The organism is Magnetospirillum aberrantis SpK (genome assembly GCF_011022235.1).
Classification (GTDB): Bacteria; Pseudomonadota; Alphaproteobacteria; order Rhodospirillales; family Magnetospirillaceae; genus Magnetospirillum; species Magnetospirillum aberrantis.
On sequence record NZ_JAAIYP010000038.1, the window covers coordinates 262,423 to 283,938 of the forward strand.

Sequence of the window (21,516 nt, forward strand, 5' to 3'; positions counted from 1 at the left end):
GAGTGTGCTGGCTTCGAGACACAGCCCTTTCCGTGTCTCCGTGCCTCTGTGGTTAATCAATCCTACATTTCCAGCAGGATGCGCTGCGGGTCCTCGATGCATTCCTTGACGCGCACCAGGAACGACACCGCCTCGCGGCCGTCGATGATGCGGTGGTCGTAGCTGAGCGCCAGATACATCATCGGACGCGCCTGGATCGAACCGTCGGGCATCACCATCGGACGCGGCTGGACCTTGTGCATGCCCAGGATGCCCGATTGCGGGGTGTTGAGGATCGGCGTGCTCATCAAGGAACCATAGACGCCGCCGTTCGAGATGGTGAAGGTGCCACCCGTCAGGTCGTCCATGCCCAGCTTGCCGTCACGGGCCTTCTTGCCCAGGCCGGCGATGGTCTTTTCCACGTCGGCGAACGAAAGCTGGTCGGCGTTGCGCACCACCGGCACCACCAGACCCTGGGGAGTGCCCACGGCCACGCCGATGTCGTAATAGTGCTTGTAGACCAGGTCGTCGCCGTCGATCTCGGCGTTGACCGCCGGCCAATCCTTGAGCGCGGCGATACAGGCCTTGAGGAAGAAGGACATGAAGCCCAGCTTGGTGCCGTGCTTCTTCTCGAACTGGTCCTTGTACTGGTTGCGCAGGGCAAACAGCGCGGTCATGTCCACCTCGTTGAAGGTGGTCAGCATGGCGGCGGTGTTCTGCGCTTCCTTCAGACGGCCGGCGATGGTCTTGCGCAGGCGGGTCATCCGCACGCGCTCCTCCAGGTCGGCCTTGGCGCGCGGACCGGACGGAACCGCCGGCTTGGCGGCCGGCGCCGGAGCGGCGGCGGCGGCCATCACGTCACCCTTGGTCACCCGGCCACCCTTGCCGGAGCCGGCAATGGCGGCGGTGTCGACACCGGTCTCAGAGGCCAGCTTGGCCGCCGACGGGAAGGCCGGCGGAGCGGCGGCAACCGCCGGAGCGGCAGCCGGAGCCGGCGCGGCGGCGGGAGCGGCTGCCTTGGGGGCCGGCGCGGCGGCGGCACCGGTGCCTTCGCCGATGATGCCCAGTTCGGCGCCGATCTCGACGGTGGCGCCGGCCTGAACCAGGATTTCGCTCAGCACGCCAGCCGCCGGGGCCGGAACTTCAGCGGTCACCTTGTCGGTTTCCAGCTCGACGATCGGCTCGTCGGCCTTGACCGCGTCGCCGACATTCTTGAGCCACTTGGCAACGGTGGCTTCGGTGATGGATTCGCCCAGGGTGGGCACCGTGATCTTGGTCGTCATTTTGTGGCGTTCCCTTATTTCAATCCTAGGCGGTCAACCGGCTGAGCTTGGTGGCCCGGCGGAACGGCTGCGCGACGTTGGCGAGGTCGCCCGACAGGGCGGTGTCGACGATCCACGCCTGTTCGGCGTTGTGGGTCTTGTAAAGGCCGGTGGCCGGCGAGGCCGCGGCGCGGCGGCCGCAATAGACGGCGCGCTTGGCCTTGATCTCGAGTTCCTCGCAAATGAACTCGATCCGGCGATCGACGAAGGTCCACGGCCCCATGTTGGCCGGCTCTTCCTGCACCCACACCAGATCGGCCTCGGGGTAACGGGCCAACTGGTGCTTGATGGCATCCTTGGGCCAGGGATAGAGCTGCTCGATGCGGACGATGGCGACGTCGTCGATGCCGCGCTTCTGACGCTCCTCGAACAGGTCGTAATAGACCTTGCCCGAGCACAGGACGACGCGACGGACCTTGGCGTCGGGCACCAGACGCTCGGTTTCGGCCAGCACGCGATAGAAGCGGGTGCCGGTGCCGAACTCCTCAAGCTTGCTGACGCAGAGTTTGTGACGCAGCAGCGACTTCGGCTCCATCACCACCAGGGGCTTGCGGAAATTGCGGTGGATCTGGCGGCGCAACGCATGGAAGAAATTGGCCGGGGTGGTGATGTTGACCACCGACCAGTTGTCTTCCGCCGACAATTGCAGGTAACGCTCCCACCGCGCCGACGAATGCTCGGGACCTTGTCCCTCGTAGCCGTGCGGCAACAGCATCACCAGACCCGACATGCGCAGCCACTTGGACTCGCCCGAGTTGATGAACTGGTCGATGATCACCTGGGCACCGTTGGCGAAGTCGCCGAACTGCGCCTCCCACAGGGTCAGCCCCTGGGGAGTGGTCAGCGAGTAGCCGTATTCGAAGCCCAGCACCGCCTCTTCCGACAACGGGCTGTCCAGAACCTCGAAATGGGCCTGGTTGCCGGGACGGATGTGGTTCAGGGGCTCGAAGCGATTTTCGTTTTCCTGGTCGACCAGACGGCAATGGCGCTGCGAGAAGGTGCCGCGGCCGCAATCCTGACCGGACAGACGAACCGGGTGGTTCTCGATCAGCAAGGTGCCGAAGGCCAACGCCTCGGCGGTCGCCCAATCGACGCCGGTGCCCGAATCCACCATCTCCTTCTTGGCCAGGAGCTGGCGGGCGATCTTGCGGTTCAGGTTGAAGTCGGCAGGAACCTCGGCCAGTTTGTGCCCGACTTCCTTCAGGACCTCAAGGGCGACACCGGTCTTTTCTTCCCGGTACTCTTCCTCTTCGGCCAACTGAACGATGCCCTGCCACTTGCCTTCAAGCCAATCGGCCTTGTTGGGCTTGAAGCTCTTGCCCGCCTCGAACTCCTGTTCCAGGTGCTCCTGGAACGCGGTCACGATGCCGGCGACCTCGTCCTCGGTCAGCGTCCCTTCGGCCACCAGCTGACGGCCATAGATGGTGCGGGTGGTCGGGTGGCTGGCGATCTTGCGGTACATCAGCGGCTGGGTGAACGCCGGCTCGTCCGATTCGTTGTGGCCGTGACGGCGGTAGCAGATCATGTCGATGACCAGATCGGCCCCGAATTCCTGGCGGAACTCGGTGGCGATGCGCGCCACGTGCACCACCGATTCCGGGTCGTCGGCGTTGACGTGGAACACCGGCGCCTGAACGCCCTTGGCGATGTCCGACGAATACGGACCCGAGCGCGAATATTGCGGGCTGGTGGTGAAGCCGATCTGATTGTTGATGATGATATGGATGGTGCCGCCGGTGGTGTACCCCTGAAGCTGGCTCAGCAGCATGGTCTCGGGCACCACGCCCTGGCCGGCGAAAGCGGCGTCGCCATGCAACAGGATGCCCAGCACCTTGCGGCGCTCAAGGTCGCCCTTTTGCGTCTGCTTGGCGCGGACACGGCCGACCACCACCGGATCGACCACTTCCAGGTGCGACGGGTTGGCCTGAAGGGTCAGATGCACCACGTTGCCGTCGAAATCGCGGTCGGACGACGTGCCCAGGTGGTACTTGACGTCACCCGATCCCTGGACGTCCGACGGGTTGGCCGGATTGCCCTGGAATTCCGAGAAGATGGCCCGATAGGGCTTCTTCATGAAGTTCGCCAGGATGTTGAGACGGCCACGATGCGCCATGCCCAGCTCGACATCGGTGACGCCCAACTGGCCGCCACGCTTGAGGATCTGTTCCAGCGCCGGAACCACCGATTCGCCGCCTTCCAGGCCGAAGCGCTTGGTGCCGGTGTACTTGAGCTGCAAGAAGCGCTCGAACCCCTCGGCCTCGGTCAGGCGCTCCAGGATGGCGCGCTTGCCCTTGGGGGTGAAGTCGGTGTGGTTGCGCACGCTTTCGATGCGCCGCTGAATCCAGGCCTTCTGGTCGGGGTCCTGGATATGCATGAACTCGACGCCGATCTTGCCGCAATAGGTGGCGCGCACGACGTTGACGATGTGGCGCAACGTGGCGGTCTCGAGCCCCAGCACGTTGTCGATGAAGATCGTCCGGTCAAGGTCGGCCTCGGTGAAGCCGTAGGTCCGGTAATCCAGTTCGGGATGCGGCTCGGGCTTGTTCAGCCCCAGCGGATCGAGGTCGGCCTCGAGATGGCCGCGCACGCGGTAGGCGCGGATCATCATGAGCGCCCGGATGGAATCCAGCACCGCCTGACGCTGGGCGGCCGGGTCGGCCGGAGCGGCGGCGGCAGGAGCTCCCTTGCCCCCCTTGGCGGCAGCTTCCTTGGCCTTCTTGGCGGCGGCGGCGGCTTCCTCGGGATCGACAGCGCCGACGATCTTGACGTCGCGCGGGGCGTAGTCGGTGCCCTTGAAGTCGCGGGTGATGGCAACACCCTCGTCCTTCAGGTCCTGGAAAAAGCTTACCCAGGACGCATCGACCGAAGAGGGATCCTCGACATACCGGGCATACAGCTCGGCGATGAACACGGCGTTGCCGCCGGTCAGGAAGGACGTTTCGTCGGAATGCTTCGTCATCGTCGGGGGCTGACGCGGGTTTTTTCCCGCATCCCTTTCCTTCTTATGGAACGATGGCGGCGCCGCCGGGCGCCGCCATCAGCGGCGCAAACTGAGGTAAAAAACGGCCCGATGCTCCGGCGGGTGCATCGGGCCGCCCTAGGAAAGGGCTTAGCCCTTAAGCAGCTTCAACATGGTCGATCCCAGCGAAGCCGGGCTGTCGGCCACGGCGATACCGGCTGCGCGCAAGGCCTCGACCTTGAAGTCGGCGGTGTCGTTGCCGCCCGAGATCACCGCGCCGGCATGGCCCATGCGGCGGCCCGGAGGGGCGGTGCGGCCGGCGATGAAACCCACCGTCGGCTTCTTGACCTTGGAGGACTTCAGCAGCTCGGCGCCCTGAACCTCGGCGTCGCCACCGATTTCGCCGATCATGATGATCGCTTCGGTCTCGGGGTCGTCCAGGAACATTTGCAGGCTGTCGACGAAGTTGGTGCCGTTGATCGGGTCACCGCCAATGCCGATGCAGGTGGTCTGGCCCAGGCCGGCGGCCGTGGTCTGCGCCACCGCCTCATAGGTCAGGGTGCCCGAACGGGACACGATGCCGACCTTGCCGCGCTGGTGAATGTGACCGGGCATGATGCCGATCTTGCATTCGCCGGGGGTGATGACACCCGGGCAGTTCGGACCGATCAGACGAGTCTTGGACCCCTTGAGCGCCCGCTTGACGGCCAGCATGTCGGCCACCGGGATACCCTCGGTGATGCAGACGGCCAGCTCGATCTCGGCGTCGATGGCCTCCAGGATGGCGTCGGCGGCGAACGGCGGCGGCACGTAGATCACCGAGGCGTTGCAGCCGGTGACGGCCTTGGCCTCGGCGACGGTGTTGAACACCGGCAGGTCCAGGTGCTTGGTGCCGCCCTTACCGGGGGTGACGCCGCCCACCATCTTGGTGCCGTAGGCGATGGCCTGTTCGGAGTGGAAGGTGCCCTGGGCGCCGGTGAAGCCCTGGCAGATCACCTTCGTGTTGGAATTGACGAGAACGGCCATTTACTGAGCCTCCTTCACGGCCTTGACCACCTTTTCGGCGGCATCCGCCAGATTGTCGGCGGCGATGATGGGCAGGCCCGACTGAGCCATGATCTTCTTGCCCAGCTCGACATTGGTGCCTTCCAGGCGAACCACGAGCGGAACGTTGAGCGACACTTCGCGGGCGGCGGCGACAACGCCTTCGGCGATGACGTCGCAGCGCATGATGCCGCCGAAGATGTTGACCAGGATGCCTTCCACGTTCGGGTCGGACAGGATCAGCTTGAAGGCGGTGGTGACGCGCTCCTTGGTGGCGCCGCCGCCGACGTCGAGGAAGTTGGCCGGCTCGCCGCCATAGAGCTTGATGATGTCCATGGTGGCCATGGCCAGACCGGCACCGTTGACCATGCAGCCGATGGCGCCGTCGAGCTTGATGTAGTTGAGCGAGTGGCGCGCGGCCTCAAGCTCGGCCGGGTCTTCCTCGGACTCGTCACGCAGTTCTTCGATGTCCTTGTGACGGAACAGCGCGTTGTCGTCGAAGTTGACCTTGGCGTCGAGCGCGATCAGCTGATCGTCGCCGGTGACCACCAGCGGGTTGATCTCGACCACCGAGCAGTCCAGGTCCATGAACGCCTTATAGAGCGAGCCCATGAACTTGACGGCGGTGCTGACCTGCTTGCCCTCGAGGCCGAGAGCGAAGGCCACCTTGCGGCCGTGATACTGCTGGAAGCCCTCGACCGGGTCGATGGCCACCTTGACGATCTTTTCCGGGTGGCTGTGGGCCACCTCTTCGATCTCCATGCCGCCTTCGGTCGAGGCGACGATGGTGACCTTGGAGGAAGCGCGGTCCACCAGGAGCGACAGGTACAGCTCGCGACGGATGTCGCAACCCTGCTCGATGTAGACGCGCTTCACTTCCTTGCCGGCCGGGCCGGTCTGGATGGTGACCAGGACCTGGCCCAGCATCTGGTTGGCGTTCTCGGCGACCTCCTCGACCGACTTGACGACGCGGACGCCGCCCTTGCCGTTCGGGTCGTTCTTGAACTTGCCCTTGCCTCGGCCGCCGGCGTGGATCTGCGACTTGACGACCCACACCGGACCACCGAGTTCCTTGGCCACCTGGGTAGCCTCGGACGGAGTGTAGGCCACGCCGCCCTTGAGCACGGCGACGCCGTACTTGGCCAAGAGCTGCTTGGCTTGATACTCGTGAATATTCATTCTTGGACTCCCCCTGGAGTTTGATTAGCCCATCAGGCCCTTGGCGACCGTGACCAGGCCACGGACGGCATCGGCGGACTTGTTGAAGGCGGCCTGTTCGTCGGCCGAGAGTTCGATCTCAACAACACGTTCCACGCCGTTTTCGCCGATCACCACCGGCACGCCGACGAACACGTCGTCGGGCTGACCGAAGGTGCCGGCCTTGACCAGGGTCGCGACGGGCATGACGCGCTTCTGGTCCTTAAGATAGGCTTCAGCCATGGCGACGCCCGAGGCGGCCGGAGCGTAGTAAGCCGAGCCGGTCTTGAGCAGGTTGACGATCTCGGCGCCGCCGTCACGGGTACGCTGCACGATCTGGTCCAGCTTCTCCTGGGTGGTCCAGCCCATCTTCACCAGATCCGGCAGCGGAATGCCGGCGACGGTGGAGTAGCGCACCAGCGGCACCATGGTATCGCCATGGCCACCCAGCACGAAGGCGGTGACGTCCTCGACCGAGACGTTGAACTCTTCCGACAGGAAGTAACGGAAGCGAGCCGAGTCCAGCACGCCGGCCATGCCGACGATCTTGTTGGCCGGCAGGCCCGAATAATGCTGCAACGCCCACACCATCACGTCGAGCGGATTGGTGATGCAGATCACGAAGGCGTTGGGGCAGTTGTCCTTGATGCCCTGGCCGACGGAGGCCATGACCTTCAGGTTGATGGCGACCAGATCGTCACGGGACATGCCGGGCTTGCGCGGCACACCGGCGGTGACGATGACCACGTCGGCGCCGGCGATGGCGGAGTAGTCGTTGGCGCCCGAGTAGCGGGCGTTCACGCCCTCGACCGGAGTGGACTCGGCGATGTCGAGCCCCTTGCCCTGCGGGATGCCTTCGGCGATGTCGAACAGCACCACATCGCCCAGTTCCTTGAGACCGATGAGATGCGCGAGCGTACCGCCGATGTTGCCCGAGCCAACGAGAGCAATCTTCTTGCGTGCCATTGAAATTCCCTCAGGTGGTGTTCGTGATTCTGGTCGAACGGGTGGGCTGCGATGCGTCGCAGCATAGGCCTTGGAGGGTCTTGGTAACCCGATTCGCGCCCAAGGGCAAGGGGATTGGCACTTGGCTACACTATATTAGCACAAGCTAATACGAACGCTTTTCCCTTGGTTTGCGCGCCGCCATACCCCCGTGTCGGGCTAACCCCTTGGAGTCCTTCGAAAAGTCCCTACCCGGTACGGGTTTTGCCCCACCCTTGCGGGTGGTTGCGGCAGGGTGGGTGCCCTGTTTTAGCCCCTCATGACAAAGGGGACGGATCAGTCCAACCCCACCAGCGAACGCGCGAAGGCGTCAGCCGCGAACGGGCGCAGGTCCGAAGCCTTCTCGCCGATTCCGATGGCGTGCACCGGCAACTGGAACTTGTCGGCCAGCGCCACCAGCACGCCGCCACGCGCGGTTCCGTCCAGCTTGGTCAGCACCAGTCCGGTGACGCCGACCATCTGGCGGAAGATTTCCACCTGGGAATGGGCGTTCTGGCCCACCGTGGCGTCCAACACCAGCAACACGTCATGCGGCGCGGTTTCGTCCTGCTTCTTGATGACACGGACGATCTTTTCCAGTTCGGCCATCAGATCGGCCTTGTTCTGAAGGCGTCCGGCGGTGTCGATGAACAACAGATCGTCACCGCGCTTGCGCGCGTCGGCCAGGGCGTCGAAGGCCAAACCGGCGGCATCGGCACCGGTTTCGCGCGCCACCACCGGGCAATTGGTGCGTTCGCCCCACACCTTGAGCTGTTCCACCGCCGCGGCGCGGAAGGTGTCGCCGGCGGCCAGGGTCACGGAACGGCCCTGGTCGCGATAGAACTTGGCCATCTTGCCGATGGTGGTGGTCTTGCCGGCGCCGTTGACGCCGACCACCAAAATCACATGGGGCTTGCGGTCGAAATCGGGCGCCAGCGGCACGGCGACCGGAGCCAGGATGGCGCCGATCTCCTCGGCCAGGGTGGCCTTGATCTCGTCGGAATCCACGTCCTGACCGAAGCGGGTCTTGGCCAGACGCTTGGTGACGCGGGCGGCGGTGGCGACGCCCAGGTCGGAGGTGATGAGCAACTCCTCCAGTTCCTCCAGTGCCTCGTCATCCAGCTTACGCTTGGTGAACAGGTCACCGATGCCCAAGGTCAGCTTGGACGAGGATTTGGACAACCCCGACCTGAGACGCGAGAACCATCCCGACGACGCCTCGGTCTCGGCGGCACCATCAGCTTCGGGCTCGGATTCGGGCTCGGGCGTCAGTGCCGGTTCGGATTCGGGCTCGGATGGCACGACGGGGTTTCCAACCCCGGCCTCGACGACGGGTTGCTCCTCCGGCGGCGTGTCCTCGCCCTTGCGTCCCAGCAACCGCCCGAAAAAACCCGTCTTGCTCATGCCTCTCTCCCCGGCCGCGTCTCAGCGCGGCTTCGCGACCAAAGTGGCGCCGTCCACACCGGCGACGCGAACCTGGACGATCGCGCCGTCCTGCGCCGGAACGTCCAGACGCACCGGCAGATAATGCTCGCTAAATCCGGTGTTGTCGCCTTCCACCAGCACGCTGGCCTCGCGCCCGACCCTGGACGCCAGGAAAGCGGCCATGGCGCCCTCGCCCTTGGCCCGCAGCCGCGCGGCGCGATCCTTGACCACGTCGCCGGGAACGCGCGGCATGCGCGCCGCCGGCGTGCCGGGGCGGGCCGAGAACGGAAAGACATGCAGATGGGTCAGTCCGGCTTCGTCCACCAACTCCAGCGATTGCCGGAACATGGCCTCGTCCTCGGTGGGGAAGCCGGCGATGATGTCGGCGCCCAGCGCCACGTCGCCGCGCAACGCCCGCAGCCGGGCCGCCAGCGAGATCACGTCGGCACGCAGATGACGGCGCTTCATGCGCTTCAGGATCATGTCGTCGCCGGCCTGGGCCGACAGGTGGAAATGCGGCATCAGGCGCTCTTCCTCGGCCACCAGCCGCAACAGGTCGTCATCGACCTCGACCGGGTCGAGCGACGACAGCCGCAGACGCGGCAGCTCCGGCACCTGGGCCAACAGGCGGCGCGCCATCTGGCCCAAGGTCGGCTGTCCCGGCAGGTCGCCGCCATAGGCGGTGATGTCGACTCCGGTGAAGACGACTTCGCTGAACCCCTGGGCCACCAGGGCGCGCACCTGCTCGACGACGCGCCCCATGGGCACCGAGCGGTTATTGCCGCGCCCGAACGGAATGATGCAGAAGGTGCAGCGGTGGTCGCAACCGGTCTGCACCTCGACGAAGGCCCGCGCCCGCCCCTCGAACCCGCTGACCAGATGCTCGGCGGTCTCGCGCACCGTCATGATGTCGGTGACGACGATGCGGTCCTCGGGCGGCGCGGTGAAGATATCGGGCTGCATCTTCTCGGAATTGCCCAGCACCTGATCCACCTCGGGCATGGCGGCGAACTTGGCCGGGTCCACCTGGGCGGCACAGCCGGTGACCACGATGCGGGCGTTCGGGTTGTCGCGCCTGAGCTTGCGGATGTTCTGGCGGGCCTGACGTTCAGCCTCGGAGGTCACCGCGCAGGTGTTGACGATGATCGTCTCGACCCCCGTCTCCGCCGCCTTGGCATGTTCGCGCATGACCTCGGATTCGTAGGCGTTCAGACGGCACCCGAAGGTGACGACCTGAACCTTGTCGGTGGTCATGACCAGCCCCTCGCTACGCTCGCTCCGGTCACGTTCAGGCCCTCAGGCGCCGGGCGCGCGCCTCCGCGCGCTTGGCTGACACTCGCACATGCTCGCGGGGCCTCAACGGCCCAGTCCCTCGCTGCGCTCGCTCCGGTCATGTCTGGCCCCTCAAACGCCGGGCGCACGCATCCGCGCGCTTGGCTCACGCTCGCAGGGGCGCGCGGGCGCTCAACGCGCCAGTCCCTCGCTACGCTCGCTCCGGTCATGTCTGGCCCCTCAAACGCCGGGCGCACGCTTCCGCGCGCTTGGCTCACGCTCGCAGGAGCTCGCGGGCGCTCAACGCGCCAGTCCCTCGCTACGCTCGCTCCGGTCACGCCATCAAACTCGGGTCGAGGGTTCCCCGGAACGCCAGCGCCACCGGCCCGGTCATCAGCACATGGTCGTCGGCCAGCCATTCGATGAACAGGGAACCGCCATCCAGCACCACCTCGGCCTTGCGGGTGGTCAGGCCACGCCGCGCCGCCGCCACCAGCGAGGCGCAGGCGCCGGTGCCGCAGGCCTGGGTGATGCCGGCACCGCGTTCCCACACCCGCATGCGCAGCTTTTCCGGTCCCAGAACCTGGACGATCTCGATGTTGGCGCGTTCCGGGAACAAGGGATGATGCTCCAGCCCCGACCCCACCGACGACAGGTTAACGTCGGCCACGTCAGGGACAAAGAACACCGCGTGCGGGTTGCCCATGCTGACCCCCACCGGGTCGCTCAGAGGGCCAAGGCCGATGCCCAGGTGCAGGGTGTCGCGTGCCTCGGCCAACGGAATGTCCCGCCAGTCCAGCCGCGCCGGCCCCATATCCACCGCCACCATCCTGTCGCCGCGCGTTTCGGCCTTCAACAGGCCGGCGCGGGTTTCGATCACCACACGGTCAGCACCGGTTTCGCCCATCAGCAGCCACGCGACGCAACGGGTGGCATTGCCGCACGCTCCCGATTCGGAACCATCGGGGTTGTAGATGGTCATCCAGGCGGTGGAATTGTCCCCCCGTGGCGGCTCGACGACGATCAACTGGTCGCAGCCGACCCCACGGCGACGGTCGGCGATGGCGCGCACGGCGTCCGCCGTCAGGGTCAGGCCCGAACGACGAATATCGAGGACGACGAAGTCGTTCCCCAATCCGTGCATCTTGACGAATTCATGGGCGATCGCGGTGTTCATGACCGGGTTATATGGGGCTCGCCCCCGCAGAGTCCAGCGTGCCCCGATCAGAACAGCGCATATTGGTTGGCCGGAACGCGGGAACGCACGCCGCGCGGCTTGCGCTCGGCCTTCGTTTCCTGAGGCAGAAGCTCGGCCGGAAGGCCGGGCGGCAGGATGCGGGCCTGTTCCAGCTCGACGGCCAGACGGCGGTTTTCCGCCTCAAGCCGCAATTTCCGCACCTCGGCGTCGGACAATCGACCGATGGCCACCGCCAGTTCCGCCTGCACTTCCTGCACCGTCCGCCTCAGGCCCGCCTGGGCGGCCCGTTCCTCGGCCAACGTTTCCTGCGCCTCGGCCAATTCGGCGCGCAGGCGGATGACATCCGAAGCGGCCCGCGCCGCCTCGAACATCGAGGTCGGCGTACCGTCGGCGGCACGCCCCTGGCGCAGCCGTTCGTTCTCGCATTTGAGCTCGCGCACTTCGTTGCGCAAATGGAAGACGGCGTCCTCGAGCGCCGAGCGTCCGGCGCCATCCCCCCCGGCCAACACATCGGCCAAGGCGACGAAATCGCTGCCGGCCTCGGCCAGCAGACGATGGGCGGCACGCAGGGCGCCCAGCGCCTCGGCATCGTTGTCCGAAGCGGCAAGCGCCAGCACCTTGGCAAGTCGTTGCAGGTCCATGGCCAACATCTCGTGGGGTGCGAAGAAACCAACCCCCAGAATGTGAGTCAGCCCAATCGCCAGCGCAACAAAAAAGAACCCCGCCAAAGGGCGGGGCTCTGGGGAATCAACCGTCGGCGTTGATGCGTTTGACGATCGCCTCCAACGCGCTTTCCGCCTGGTCGTTGGGCACCTGGCAGGTGCCGGCCTTTTCGTGGCCGCCGCCGCCGTATTCCAGGCACAGCGCGCCGACATTGGTCTTGGACCCGCGATCCAGGATGGAGCGGCCGATGGCGAACACCGTGTTCTGCTTCTTCAGGCCCCACATGACGTGGATCGAGATGTTGCACTGGGGATGCAGCGCATAAATCATGAAGCGGTTGCCGGCGAAGATGGTTTCCTCTTCACGCAGGTCCAGCACCACCAGATTGCCATAGACCTTGGAACAGCGCTTGATCTGGTCCGTGGCCCGTTCCTCGTGCTCGAAATAAAGGTCGGTGCGTTCCTTGACGTCGGGCAGGTCCAGGATCTGTTCGATGGTGTGGTTCCGGCAATAGTCGATGAGGTTCATCATCAACTGGTAGTTGGAAATGCGGAACTCGCGGAAACGCCCCAGGCCGGTACGGGCGTCCATGATGTAGTTCAGCAGCGTCCACCCGGTGGGCGACAGGATGTCGTCCAGGGAATATTGCGCGGAATCGGCCTTGTCGACCTCCTCCATCATCTTGTCCCAGGCCGCAGGGAAGCGCACGGCGCCGCCGTAATAATCATAGACCACGCGGGCCGCCGACGGCGCGTCGGGATGGATGACGTGGTTGTCACGCTTGCCGACGCGGATGGTCTCGGACAAATGGTGGTCGAAGGCGATGTGCACGCCATCCACATAGGGAAGGTTGGTGGTGATGTCGTTGGGACCGATGTCGATCAGCCCATCCTGCATATCCTTGGGGTGGACGAACTTGATATCGTCGATGATGTCCAACTGGCGCAACAGCACGGCACAGACCAAACCGTCGAAATCGCTGCGGGTCACCAGACGGAACTTCTTGGCTTCGGACATCGGGAATTCTCCTACCCACCCAAACGTTCGGCCAGAGTATCTCCTGGCGCAGGCGGAGACAACGGCCGCAACGCGCTTTCCGACGGCAAAGCGCCTTTCCCTTGCCCCGCCTCTGGGATAAACAGAGAGACCGACAAGACGACCGAGCCCCGACATGCGCGCCCACCGCCCCTTGATCCTGCTGATTGCCGCCCTTGGCGCCGGCTGCGCCGACCCCGAACCGTTCGTCAACGTCGGCGGCAGCATCAACCCGAGCTACAGCAAGCCCCTGGACCCGGTGATCGAATACGGCCGCTTCAACATCTGCTACAGCGACGCCACACCCTGGGCCGAGGTCGAAGCGCTGGCCGCCGAACGATGCGGCACCTATGGCTTGACCGCGCGGGTCACCACCGTAACCCGCTGGCAATGCCGCATGGCCTCGCCGCATATCGCCGATTTTTTCTGCTACGATCCCGAAATGGTAACGGCCGCGGGCTCTCCGGTGAACCCGTTCGACCACAACGCCGTCAAGGCGTGGGAGGTCCAAACCGGAAAGAAGGCGAAACCGCATAACACGCTCAGCGGCAACCATCTGACGGTTCAGACACCGGCTGCGGTTCCGGGCTCGCCCACGGACACACCGCCCCCCGCCACCGCACCGGCGGACTCCACGGCCACCCCGGCACCGCCGCCCTCTTTGACCGCGGCACCGCCGCCCGCCTTGACCCCGGCCGACATCGCCACTCGGCCAGCCATCAGCCAGCCGGAACCGCTCCCGGCGGCCCCTGCGCCCACCGCCGCCAGCAGCGGCCCGGCCTACCCGGTGGACAACTTCACCCTACCCCAGGGCAGCTGGGGCGACGCCTTCAAGGAATAAGGCACGGGCAAGGAATAAGGCACGGGCAAGGAACAAAACAACCGGCCTTACCCCCGGCGGAACCGGCCGGCGCCTTCGGTCTTTTCGTCGAACAGCGCCGTCAACTGACGCAGCACGGTGCCGCCCAGTTCCTCGGCGTCCATGATGGTCACCGCCCGGCGGTAATAGCGGGTGACGTCATGGCCGATACCGATGGCGATCAGTTCCACCGGCGAGCGGGTCTCGACGAATTCGATGACGTCGCGCAGGTGCTTTTCCAGGTAATTGCCGGGATTGGCCGAAAGCGTCGAATCGTCCACCGGCGCGCCGTCCGAGATGACCATGAGGATACGGCGCTGTTCGGACCGCCCCAACAGCCGGTCGTGCGCCCACAACAGCGCCTCGCCGTCGATGTTTTCCTTGAGGATGCCTTCGCGCAGCATCAGCCCCATGTTGCGCCGGGTCCGCCGCCATGGCGCGTCCGCCGCCTTGTAGACGATGTGGCGCAGGTCGTTGAGGCGTCCCGGCTGGGCCGGTTTGCCGTCGGCCAGCCATTTCTCGCGCGATTGCCCGCCCTTCCACGCCCGCGTAGTGAACCCCAGCACCTCGACCTTGACCGCGCAGCGTTCCAGGGTGCGGGCCAGGATTTCCGCGCTCATGGCGGCGACGCTGATCGGCCGGCCGCGCATGGAGCCGGAATTGTCGATCAGCAACGTCACCACGGTGTCGCGGAAATCGGTTTCCTTTTCCACCTTGAACGACAGCGAATGGGTGGGGTTGGCGACGACGCGGGCCAAGCGGCCGGTGTCGAGGATGCCTTCCTCAAGGTCGAAATCCCAGTTGCGCGTCTGCTGAGCCATCAGCTTGCGTTGCAGGCGGTTGGCCAATTTGGCCACCACGCCCTGAAGATGGGCCATCTGCTGGTCGAGTTGGTTCCGCAGCCGGGTCAGTTCCTCGACGTCGCACAATTCCTCGGCCAGCACCACTTCGTCGAAACGGGTGGTGTAGGAATGATAGGGCCGTTCTCCATGGACGCCGGGCTGCGGTTCGAAATTGGGACGCGACCGCGACGGCCCGCCCGGTTCGTCCGTGCCGGCGCCGGAAATCTCCATTTCCTCGCCCGACTCGACACCGTCCTGTTCGCCGTCGCCTTCGGCGCTGCCCGGCGCGGCCTGGGGCTGTCCCTCCGCCTGGGGGCCCTTGGACTGGTCGTCGTCCTCGGTGTCGCGGCTGCCTTGGGATTCCCCTTCGCTGGCCTGTTGCCCCTGTTCTTCGCTTTGCTCGCTTTCTTCGTCGTTCAATTCGGACGGCGCGAACAAATCCAACTCGCCCAGCAATTCCTTGAGGCCGCCGACAAAACGTTCCTCGTCGGCGATCAGGTCACGCAGCGCGTCAAGACGCAAGCCGGCCTTGTCCTCGATATAGGGCGCCCACAATTCGACCGCACGCCGGGCCGATGGCGGCGGCGGTTCTCCCAGGAAGTGCTGGCGGGCGATGAAGCGCATGGCCTCGGCCAACGGCACCTCGTCGCGCTTGCCGACCCGGTCCAGCCCCTCGGCCCGTGCCTTCTGTTCCAGGACGGCGGCGATGTTGGCGGCCGCACCGGCCATGCGCCGCGCCCCCAATGCCTCGATACGGGCCTGTTCCACCGCTTCGTACACCCGCCGCGCCTCGGCCCCCGGCGGCATGCGACCGGCATGCAACGCCTCGGTATGATAGCGGAACCGCAACCCTACCGCGTCCGCCGTCCCCCGCAGCCGCACCAGATCAGCGGCGGTGACGTTGCGCGGCGGCGCCGGCAACCGGATTTCGGTACCACGCACGTTGGCGGCCCCGGTGCCATAGCCGACGTCAAGGTCGGCACGGCCGGCCACCGCGCGCACCACCGCCGTGGTGCACCGCTTCATCAGGTCGGCCGGCGTCTCGTCCCGGCGCGGCTGGGCGGTAACGTGGGCCGGGGGCGTGTTGGGGGGAACGGACAAGGGAGCGGTCCTACATCATCACCCGCGCAGGGGTTTCCGGCAGTTCCTGGTTGAAGCAGCGCTGGTAATATTCGGCCAGCACCGGGCGTTCGACCTCGTCGCACTTGTTGAGGAAGGTGAGACGGAAGGCGAAGGCCACATCGCCGAAGATCTTGGCGTTCTCGGCCCAGGTGATGACCGTGCGCGGGCTCATCACCGTCGAGATGTCGCCGTTCATGAAGCCCTGGCGGGTCAGGTCGGCCAACGACACCATCTGGCCGATCATCTTGCGGCCGGCATCGTCGCCATAGCCCGGCAACTTGGCGGAAACGATGTCCACCTCGGCGTCGTGCTCCAGGTAATTGAGGGTAGCGACGATGTTCCAGCGGTCCATCTGGCCCTGGTTGATCTGTTGCGTGCCGTGATAAAGGCCGGTGGTGTCGCCCAGGCCCACGGTGTTGGCGGTGGCGAACAGACGGAAGGCGGGATGCGGACGGATCACCCGATTCTGATCCAGAAGCGTCAGCTTGCCTTCGACCTCGAGCACGCGCTGGATGACGAACATCACGTCGGGACGGCCGGCGTCGTATTCGTCGAACACCAGGGCGCAGGGATGTTGCAGCGCCCACGGCAGGATGCCCTCGCGGAACTCGGTCACCTGCTTGCCGTCCTTGAGCACGATGGCATCCTTGCCGATCAGGTCGATCCGGCTGACGTGGCTGTCAAGGTTGATGCGGATGCACGGCCAGTTGAGACGCGCAGCCACCTGTTCGATGTGGGTCGACTTGCCGGTGCCGTGATAGCCCTGGACCATGACGCGACGGTTGAAGGCGAAACCGGCCAGGATGGCCAAGGTGGTGTCGCGGTCGAAGCGATAGGCCGGGTCCTTTTCCGGCACGTGTTCCGAGCCCTGGCTGAACGCGGGCACCTTCAGGTCGGTGTCGATGCCGAAGGTCTCGCGCACGTCCAGTTCGATGTCGGGCAGGGCAAGCGGATGGTCCGAGGCGAGCGGGCTCTGGGTGCTGGAAGTCATGCTGGGGGTCCTTGAATGTCCGGGTCTCGGCCCGGTTCCTCATGCGGTCAAGCTGGCGAGCAGCGTGGTGTAGGCCTGGTTGATTTCCTTGAACTTCTCTTCGGCGGCCTTGTCGCCGCCATGCAGATCCGGGTGGTGGCGCTTCACCAACAGCTTATAGCGCTTCTTGAGAATGGCGAGTGTCAGTTCCCCGTCAAGCTCCATCACGCGCATGGCTGCCTGCTCCGGGGTCTCGGCGCGCGCCTTGGCGTTCTGTTCGCGCACCACGTCCTCGTCGAACACGCCGAAGGGATCGTGGATGCCGAAGTTGAAGCGGCGGTTGCCGGTCTTGGCCCCCAACGGCCAGGTTTCGCGCTGCCAGGTAGTGGAGCGGCGAAGCTCTGCCTCGATCTGCTCGGGGCTCATGCCCTTGTAGAAATCCCAAGAGGCGTTGTAGGCGCGCACATGGTCCAGACAGAACCAATAATATTCCGTCAGGTGGTCGCGGGATTTCGGCGCCCGATACTCGCCCTCGGCCGTGCAGCCGGGATGGTCGCAATGCCGCGTCCGCGGCTTGGGGGGCTCGTCAAAAGGGACACGCCAGGAACGTTTGAAACCGCTTGCCTTCATGGTGGCCGCAATAATGCGGATTGGCCGCGTCGGAAGCAAGGCGGCTTGCGGGAAAACATCGCCCCTTGACGACCTTGGCGCCAACCCCCACCTAGGCGCGGTACAGGATTTCCCGAAAGGACCCGACATGAAGGTGCGCGCCGCCATCGAGCGCAAGCTGGCCCAAGGACTTTCCCCCGTCCGTCTGGTGGTCGAGGACGATTCCGCCCGTCACGCCGGCCATCACGGCAACGACGGCGGCGCCGAAAGCCATTTCCGGGTCGAGGTCGTGTCGGCCGCCTTCGCCGGCAAAAGCCGGGTCGAGCGTCACCGCATGGTCAACGTCCTGTTGGCCGAGGAACTGGCCGGACCGGTGCACGCCCTGCAACTGGCGACCCGGACCCCCGACGAAGGGCAATGATCAGCCGCCGTCCTGAAGGCCGTCGCCGTCGCCCCAGGCGTCGGCGATCCCCATGATCCAGGCGTCGCGGGTCAGCATGTCGTGCTCCATCTGCCGCTGGACCACGGCATAAAGGTCACGCACCGACACCATGGCCAGCGGGCACCCCGCCTCGTCCAACACCGGCAGGTGGCGGAAACCGTGGCGGCGCATCAGCTCCAGCGCCTCGGAAATGGAATCGTCGGGAGCCAGCGAACGCGGCCTGGGGCTCATCACCTGCGCCAGCGTGGTGGCATCGGGGTCAAGCCCGGCCGCCACGACGCGGGCGCTGACGTCACGTTCGGTGACGATGCCCAACAGGTGGCCCGGTTCGGTCACCAGCAAGGCGGCGACGTTGTTGGCCGCCATCAGACGCGAGGCGTCACGGACGCTGGATTGGGGCGACAGGGTCAGCACGTCGCCGGGACTGACCACGTCAGGTACAATTTTCGGTCGCATCCGGTGATTATACGACCGGATAGGCACTGTGCGCAATCACCCTCAATCTTCCTCGGCCACCGGACCGCTGGCCGGCGGCGTGATGCGGATCGAGGTGATCTGGTTGCGATGGCGCCGCAGCACCTCGAAACGGAAGCCGAAAAAGCGGAACACCTGTCCCACCGAGGGGATTTGCCGGCTTTCATGCAGCAGCAGGCCGGCGATGGTCGCCGCCTGTTCGTCGGGCAGGCGCCAATCGAACTGACGGTTCAGGTCGCGGATGGTCACCGTGCCGTCGACCACGAACGAGCCGTCGGTCTGGGCCTTGACCCCGGCCACCGCCGCGTCGTGCTCGTCGGCGATGTCGCCGACGATTTCCTCGAGGATGTCCTCGAGGGTGACGATGCCCAGCAGCGCGCCGTATTCGTCCACCACCAGGGCGAAATGTTCACGCCGCTGGCGAAAGGCGGTCAACTGTTCCAGCAACGTGGTGGAATCGGGAATGAACCACGGCGCCGAGGCCAGTTCGGCCACGTCCAGTTTTTCCAGCTCGCCGCCCAGCGCGCGCACCGCCCGCAACAGGTCCTTGGCGTGGACCACGCCGACGATGTTGTCGGGGTTGTCGCGCCACAGGGGAATGCGGGTGAAGGTGCTTTTCAGGATCTGATCGACGATTTCCGCCGACGGCAGGTTGGCGTCGATGGTCAGCGCCGCCTTGCGATGGGTCATGACGTCGCCGACGCCGACGTCGTCGAGGTCGAGGATCGAGCGCAGCATCTTGCGCTCGGCCTCCACCTCGATTTCCGAGGCATGCACCTCGATGGCGCCGCGCAATTCCATCATGGCGCTTTCGATGGTCGCCTTGGTGGCGTAGCGGGCCCCGAACAGACGGAAAATCAGCCGGGTCAGCATCTCGATCAGCCGCACCAGCGGCGACAGCACCCACACCACCGCCGACACCGGCCCGCTCACCCACAACGCCACCGCATTGGCGTTGTAGATGGCATAGGTCTTGGGCAGCACCTCGCCGAACATCACCACCACCACGGTCATGCCGGCGGTGGCATAGACCACGCCGGCATCGCCGAACAGCGCCATCATGGTGCTGGTGGCCACGGACGACGCCAGGATGTTGACCAGATTGTTGCCCAGCAACAACGCGCCGATCAGACGGTCGCGCGCGGCGATCAGCCGGTTGACCCGGCCGGCCTTGACGTTGCCGTCCTGCTCCATCTGATGCAGGAACGGCCGCGACACGGCGGTCAGCGCGGTTTCGGACCCGGAAAAAAACGCCGAGACCACCAGCAGAACCAGGATGACCACCAAAGACAGGGGCACGGTATCCATGGGCTCAAACCTTGGCGAAGTCCTGAAGCATCTCGCGCACCGCCTCGGCCGGCACCTCGCGGGTCAGGAAGCTTTGGCCGATCCCGCGCGCCAGCACGAAGGTAACCTTGCCGTCCTTGACCTTCTTGTCGCCGGCCATGTGGTGGATCAGGCGCTCCACGTCCCAGACGCGGTTGCGGCTGAGCCCGGTCGGCAGGCCGACCTTGGCCAGATGGCGTTCCAGACGCACCGCGTCCTCGACCGGCGCGAGGCCCAGCCGGGCCGACAGCCGGAAGGCCATCACCATGCCAATCGCCACCGCCTCGCCGTGCAGCATCTCGTCCGAGAAACCGGTCTCGGCCTCCAGCGCGTGGGCGAAGGTGTGGCCCAGGTTCAGCAACGCGCGCACGCCGCCCTCGCGTTCGTCCTGGGCGACGATGCGGGCCTTGGCGCGGCAGCTCACCGCCACCGCGTGGCGACGGGCCTTTTCCTCGCCGACGATGACGTGGAAGCCGTTCTCCTCCAGCCAGGCAAAGAACTCGGGTTCGTCGATACAGCCGTATTTCACCACCTCGGCATAGCCGGCCAACACCTGACGGCGCGGCAGACTGGTCAACGCCTGTGTGTCGGCCAGCACCAGACGCGGCTGGTGGAAGGCACCCACCAGATTCTTGCCGTGCCGGGTGTTGATGCCGGTCTTGCCGCCGACACTGCTGTCCACCTGGGCCAGAAGAGTGGTCGGCACCTGGACGAAATCCAGGCCGCGCTGAAGGATCGAGGCGGCGAAGCCGGTCAGGTCGCCGACCACGCCGCCGCCCAGCGCGACCACCATGGTCGAGCGTTCGCAGCGCGCCTCCAGCATGGCGTCCACCAGGGCCTCGAGATGAGAGAAATCCTTGGTGCTTTCACCATGCGGCAACACGGTGTTGAGGTGCTTGATGCCGGCCTTGTCCAGACTGGCGAGCAGCCGGTCGAGGTAAAGCGGCGCCACCGAATCGTCGGTCACCACGAAGGCCCGGTTGCCGTTCATCACCGGCTTCATCAGCGTGCCGGCGCGGTCGATCAGACCGGGGCCGATGTGAATGTCATAGCTGCGTTCCGCCAGCGCGACGGACAGCGTCTCGGTGGTCATGGCACTTGCTCCAGAGTACGGGCCAATTCGTCCAGGACCTTGGCCACCGTCACTTCCGGCGGCTCGTCGGTGGTGTCGACGATAATGTCGGCCTGGGCGTAAAGAGGGTAGCGCGCATCCATCAGCCGCGACAGGATCTCGCGCGGGTCGCCGGTTTTCAGCAGCGGCCGGTGGTCGCGTCCCGAGGTGCGTTTGACCAGAAGGTCAAGGTCGGCGCGAATCCATACCGACATCGCGCCTTGCTTGATGCGGTCGCGGGTCTCGGGGTCGCAGAAGGCGCCGCCGCCGGTGGCGAGCACGCAAAGCGGGCCTTCCATCAGCCGGGCGATGACCTTGCGCTCGCCCTCGCGGAACGCCGGTTCGCCATAACGGGCGAAGAAATCGGCGATGGAGCAGCCGGCGGCGGCCTCGAATTCGGAATCGGCATCGACAAAGGGGATTCCCAGCCGCGCAGCCAGCCGACGGCCGACGCAGGACTTGCCCGCGCCCATCAGTCCGACCAGCACGATCGGACGGCGAAGCCGCTCCAGGATGCCGTCGACCTGCTCTTGTGCCATCAGCCTTGGTCCCGCCGTTGATCGACGCGCCTTGCGTCGATACACTGCCCCAGATTCGCCATGGTCGAACCCTAGCCTTTGTCGCGTCGCCGTCTTGCCCGCAAGGACCAGACCGCCGTCCATGGTTGGGGGGAGACCTGATCC

Annotated in this window: 19 protein-coding genes; 2 read left to right on the plus strand and 17 right to left on the minus strand. The window is 65.6% G+C overall.

The features are described from left to right. Positions 1-62: 62 nt before the first annotated feature. From odhB to G4223_RS12365, 10 genes are all read right to left on the minus strand, one after another. Positions 63-1,262, minus strand: coding sequence for a 2-oxoglutarate dehydrogenase complex dihydrolipoyllysine-residue succinyltransferase (odhB, locus tag G4223_RS12320; protein ID WP_163679931.1), 1,200 nt, complete (start codon positions 1,260-1,262; stop codon positions 63-65). A gap of 25 nt (positions 1,263-1,287) precedes the next feature. Further along, the gene (locus G4223_RS12325) at positions 1,288-4,260 is read right to left on the minus strand and encodes a 2-oxoglutarate dehydrogenase E1 component (protein ID WP_163679935.1); all 2,973 of its coding nucleotides are present in this window, start codon (positions 4,258-4,260) and stop codon (positions 1,288-1,290) included. Positions 4,261-4,410: 150 nt separating this feature from the next. Continuing rightward, positions 4,411-5,286, minus strand: coding sequence for a succinate--CoA ligase subunit alpha (sucD, locus tag G4223_RS12330; protein WP_163679938.1), 876 nt, complete (start codon positions 5,284-5,286; stop codon positions 4,411-4,413). Further along, on the minus strand, positions 5,287-6,483 hold the full coding sequence (sucC, locus tag G4223_RS12335) for an ADP-forming succinate--CoA ligase subunit beta (RefSeq protein WP_163679941.1): 1,197 nt from the start codon (positions 6,481-6,483) through the stop codon (positions 5,287-5,289). A 24-nt stretch (positions 6,484-6,507) separates the two neighbouring features. Beyond that, positions 6,508-7,467 carry a malate dehydrogenase gene (gene mdh, locus G4223_RS12340; RefSeq protein ID WP_163679944.1) on the minus strand — a complete coding sequence of 320 codons (960 nt, stop codon included), beginning with the start codon at positions 7,465-7,467 and terminating at the stop codon, positions 6,508-6,510. Between the two features lie 315 nt (positions 7,468-7,782). Further along, the gene (gene ftsY, locus G4223_RS12345; protein ID WP_163679947.1) at positions 7,783-8,889 is read right to left on the minus strand and encodes a signal recognition particle-docking protein FtsY; all 1,107 of its coding nucleotides are present in this window, start codon (positions 8,887-8,889) and stop codon (positions 7,783-7,785) included. A gap of 21 nt (positions 8,890-8,910) precedes the next feature. Continuing rightward, positions 8,911-10,164, minus strand: a complete 1,254-nt coding sequence (gene mtaB / locus G4223_RS12350) for a tRNA (N(6)-L-threonylcarbamoyladenosine(37)-C(2))-methylthiotransferase MtaB (RefSeq protein ID WP_163679950.1) — start codon at positions 10,162-10,164, stop codon at positions 8,911-8,913. Between the two features lie 352 nt (positions 10,165-10,516). Continuing rightward, positions 10,517-11,359 carry a diaminopimelate epimerase gene (dapF, locus tag G4223_RS12355; protein WP_163679953.1) on the minus strand — a complete coding sequence of 281 codons (843 nt, stop codon included), beginning with the start codon at positions 11,357-11,359 and terminating at the stop codon, positions 10,517-10,519. Between the two features lie 47 nt (positions 11,360-11,406). Continuing rightward, positions 11,407-12,021, minus strand: a complete 615-nt coding sequence (locus G4223_RS12360; protein ID WP_163679956.1) for a metalloendopeptidase — start codon at positions 12,019-12,021, stop codon at positions 11,407-11,409. A 106-nt stretch (positions 12,022-12,127) separates the two neighbouring features. Next, the gene (locus G4223_RS12365) at positions 12,128-13,060 is read right to left on the minus strand and encodes a DHH family phosphoesterase (RefSeq protein ID WP_163679959.1); all 933 of its coding nucleotides are present in this window, start codon (positions 13,058-13,060) and stop codon (positions 12,128-12,130) included. Positions 13,061-13,214: 154 nt separating this feature from the next. On the opposite strand from G4223_RS12365, the gene G4223_RS12370 reads away from it, so the two are divergent. After that, positions 13,215-13,919, plus strand: coding sequence for a hypothetical protein (locus G4223_RS12370; RefSeq protein WP_163679961.1), 705 nt, complete (start codon positions 13,215-13,217; stop codon positions 13,917-13,919). Positions 13,920-13,966: 47 nt separating this feature from the next. On the opposite strand, the gene cobT is transcribed toward G4223_RS12370, so the two are convergent. From cobT to G4223_RS12385, 3 genes are read right to left on the minus strand one after another with little or no spacing between them, the layout of a single operon-like run. Continuing rightward, a complete protein-coding gene (gene cobT / locus G4223_RS12375) occupies positions 13,967-15,880 on the minus strand; it encodes a cobaltochelatase subunit CobT (RefSeq protein WP_277395042.1) in 1,914 nt (637 codons plus the stop codon). Between the two features lie 10 nt (positions 15,881-15,890). Next, entirely contained in the window at positions 15,891-16,892 is a 1,002-nt protein-coding gene (gene cobS, locus G4223_RS12380) for a cobaltochelatase subunit CobS (RefSeq protein WP_163679971.1), read from the minus strand. A gap of 39 nt (positions 16,893-16,931) precedes the next feature. Next, a complete protein-coding gene (locus tag G4223_RS12385) occupies positions 16,932-17,501 on the minus strand; it encodes a J domain-containing protein (RefSeq protein WP_163679974.1) in 570 nt (189 codons plus the stop codon). A 127-nt stretch (positions 17,502-17,628) separates the two neighbouring features. Between G4223_RS12385 and G4223_RS12390 the strand changes: the two genes are divergently transcribed. Continuing rightward, positions 17,629-17,901, plus strand: a complete 273-nt coding sequence (locus tag G4223_RS12390; RefSeq protein ID WP_163679977.1) for a BolA family protein — start codon at positions 17,629-17,631, stop codon at positions 17,899-17,901. Here G4223_RS12390 and G4223_RS12395 read toward each other — a convergent pair whose 3' ends face one another. From G4223_RS12395 to G4223_RS12410, 4 genes are read right to left on the minus strand one after another with little or no spacing between them, the layout of a single operon-like run. Further along, entirely contained in the window at positions 17,902-18,378 is a 477-nt protein-coding gene (locus G4223_RS12395; protein ID WP_163679980.1) for a CBS domain-containing protein, read from the minus strand. A gap of 42 nt (positions 18,379-18,420) precedes the next feature. Further along, entirely contained in the window at positions 18,421-19,704 is a 1,284-nt protein-coding gene (locus G4223_RS12400) for an HlyC/CorC family transporter (RefSeq protein ID WP_163679983.1), read from the minus strand. Positions 19,705-19,708: 4 nt separating this feature from the next. After that, positions 19,709-20,815, minus strand: coding sequence for a 3-dehydroquinate synthase (gene aroB / locus G4223_RS12405; protein WP_163679987.1), 1,107 nt, complete (start codon positions 20,813-20,815; stop codon positions 19,709-19,711). After that, complete coding sequence (locus G4223_RS12410; RefSeq protein WP_163679989.1) at positions 20,812-21,372, minus strand: shikimate kinase; 561 nt, start codon at positions 21,370-21,372, stop codon at positions 20,812-20,814. Before G4223_RS12410 ends, aroB begins: the two co-directional genes overlap by 4 nt. Positions 21,373-21,516 lie beyond the last annotated feature (144 nt).

What these genes read in the sequence shown, in the direction of transcription:
- cobS (WP_163679971.1), bottom strand. Translation starts at nt 16,892, where the DNA reads ATGACTTCCAGCACCCAGAGCCCGCTCGCCTCGGACCATCCGCTTGCC.
- aroB (WP_163679987.1), bottom strand. Translation starts at nt 20,815, where the DNA reads ATGACCACCGAGACGCTGTCCGTCGCGCTGGCGGAACGCAGCTATGAC.
- G4223_RS12385 (WP_163679974.1), bottom strand. Translation starts at nt 17,501, where the DNA reads ATGAAGGCAAGCGGTTTCAAACGTTCCTGGCGTGTCCCTTTTGACGAG.
- G4223_RS12400 (WP_163679983.1), bottom strand. Translation starts at nt 19,704, where the DNA reads ATGGATACCGTGCCCCTGTCTTTGGTGGTCATCCTGGTTCTGCTGGTG.
- G4223_RS12325 (WP_163679935.1), bottom strand. Translation starts at nt 4,260, where the DNA reads ATGACGAAGCATTCCGACGAAACGTCCTTCCTGACCGGCGGCAACGCC.
- sucD (WP_163679938.1), bottom strand. Translation starts at nt 5,286, where the DNA reads ATGGCCGTTCTCGTCAATTCCAACACGAAGGTGATCTGCCAGGGCTTC.
- G4223_RS12370 (WP_163679961.1), top strand. Translation starts at nt 13,215, where the DNA reads ATGCGCGCCCACCGCCCCTTGATCCTGCTGATTGCCGCCCTTGGCGCC.
- dapF (WP_163679953.1), bottom strand. Translation starts at nt 11,359, where the DNA reads ATGAACACCGCGATCGCCCATGAATTCGTCAAGATGCACGGATTGGGG.
- mdh (WP_163679944.1), bottom strand. Translation starts at nt 7,467, where the DNA reads ATGGCACGCAAGAAGATTGCTCTCGTTGGCTCGGGCAACATCGGCGGT.
- sucC (WP_163679941.1), bottom strand. Translation starts at nt 6,483, where the DNA reads ATGAATATTCACGAGTATCAAGCCAAGCAGCTCTTGGCCAAGTACGGC.
- G4223_RS12360 (WP_163679956.1), bottom strand. Translation starts at nt 12,021, where the DNA reads ATGGACCTGCAACGACTTGCCAAGGTGCTGGCGCTTGCCGCTTCGGAC.
- ftsY (WP_163679947.1), bottom strand. Translation starts at nt 8,889, where the DNA reads ATGAGCAAGACGGGTTTTTTCGGGCGGTTGCTGGGACGCAAGGGCGAG.
- odhB (WP_163679931.1), bottom strand. Translation starts at nt 1,262, where the DNA reads ATGACGACCAAGATCACGGTGCCCACCCTGGGCGAATCCATCACCGAA.
- G4223_RS12395 (WP_163679980.1), bottom strand. Translation starts at nt 18,378, where the DNA reads ATGCGACCGAAAATTGTACCTGACGTGGTCAGTCCCGGCGACGTGCTG.
- mtaB (WP_163679950.1), bottom strand. Translation starts at nt 10,164, where the DNA reads ATGACCACCGACAAGGTTCAGGTCGTCACCTTCGGGTGCCGTCTGAAC.
- G4223_RS12365 (WP_163679959.1), bottom strand. Translation starts at nt 13,060, where the DNA reads ATGTCCGAAGCCAAGAAGTTCCGTCTGGTGACCCGCAGCGATTTCGAC.
- G4223_RS12390 (WP_163679977.1), top strand. Translation starts at nt 17,629, where the DNA reads ATGAAGGTGCGCGCCGCCATCGAGCGCAAGCTGGCCCAAGGACTTTCC.
- G4223_RS12410 (WP_163679989.1), bottom strand. Translation starts at nt 21,372, where the DNA reads ATGGCACAAGAGCAGGTCGACGGCATCCTGGAGCGGCTTCGCCGTCCG.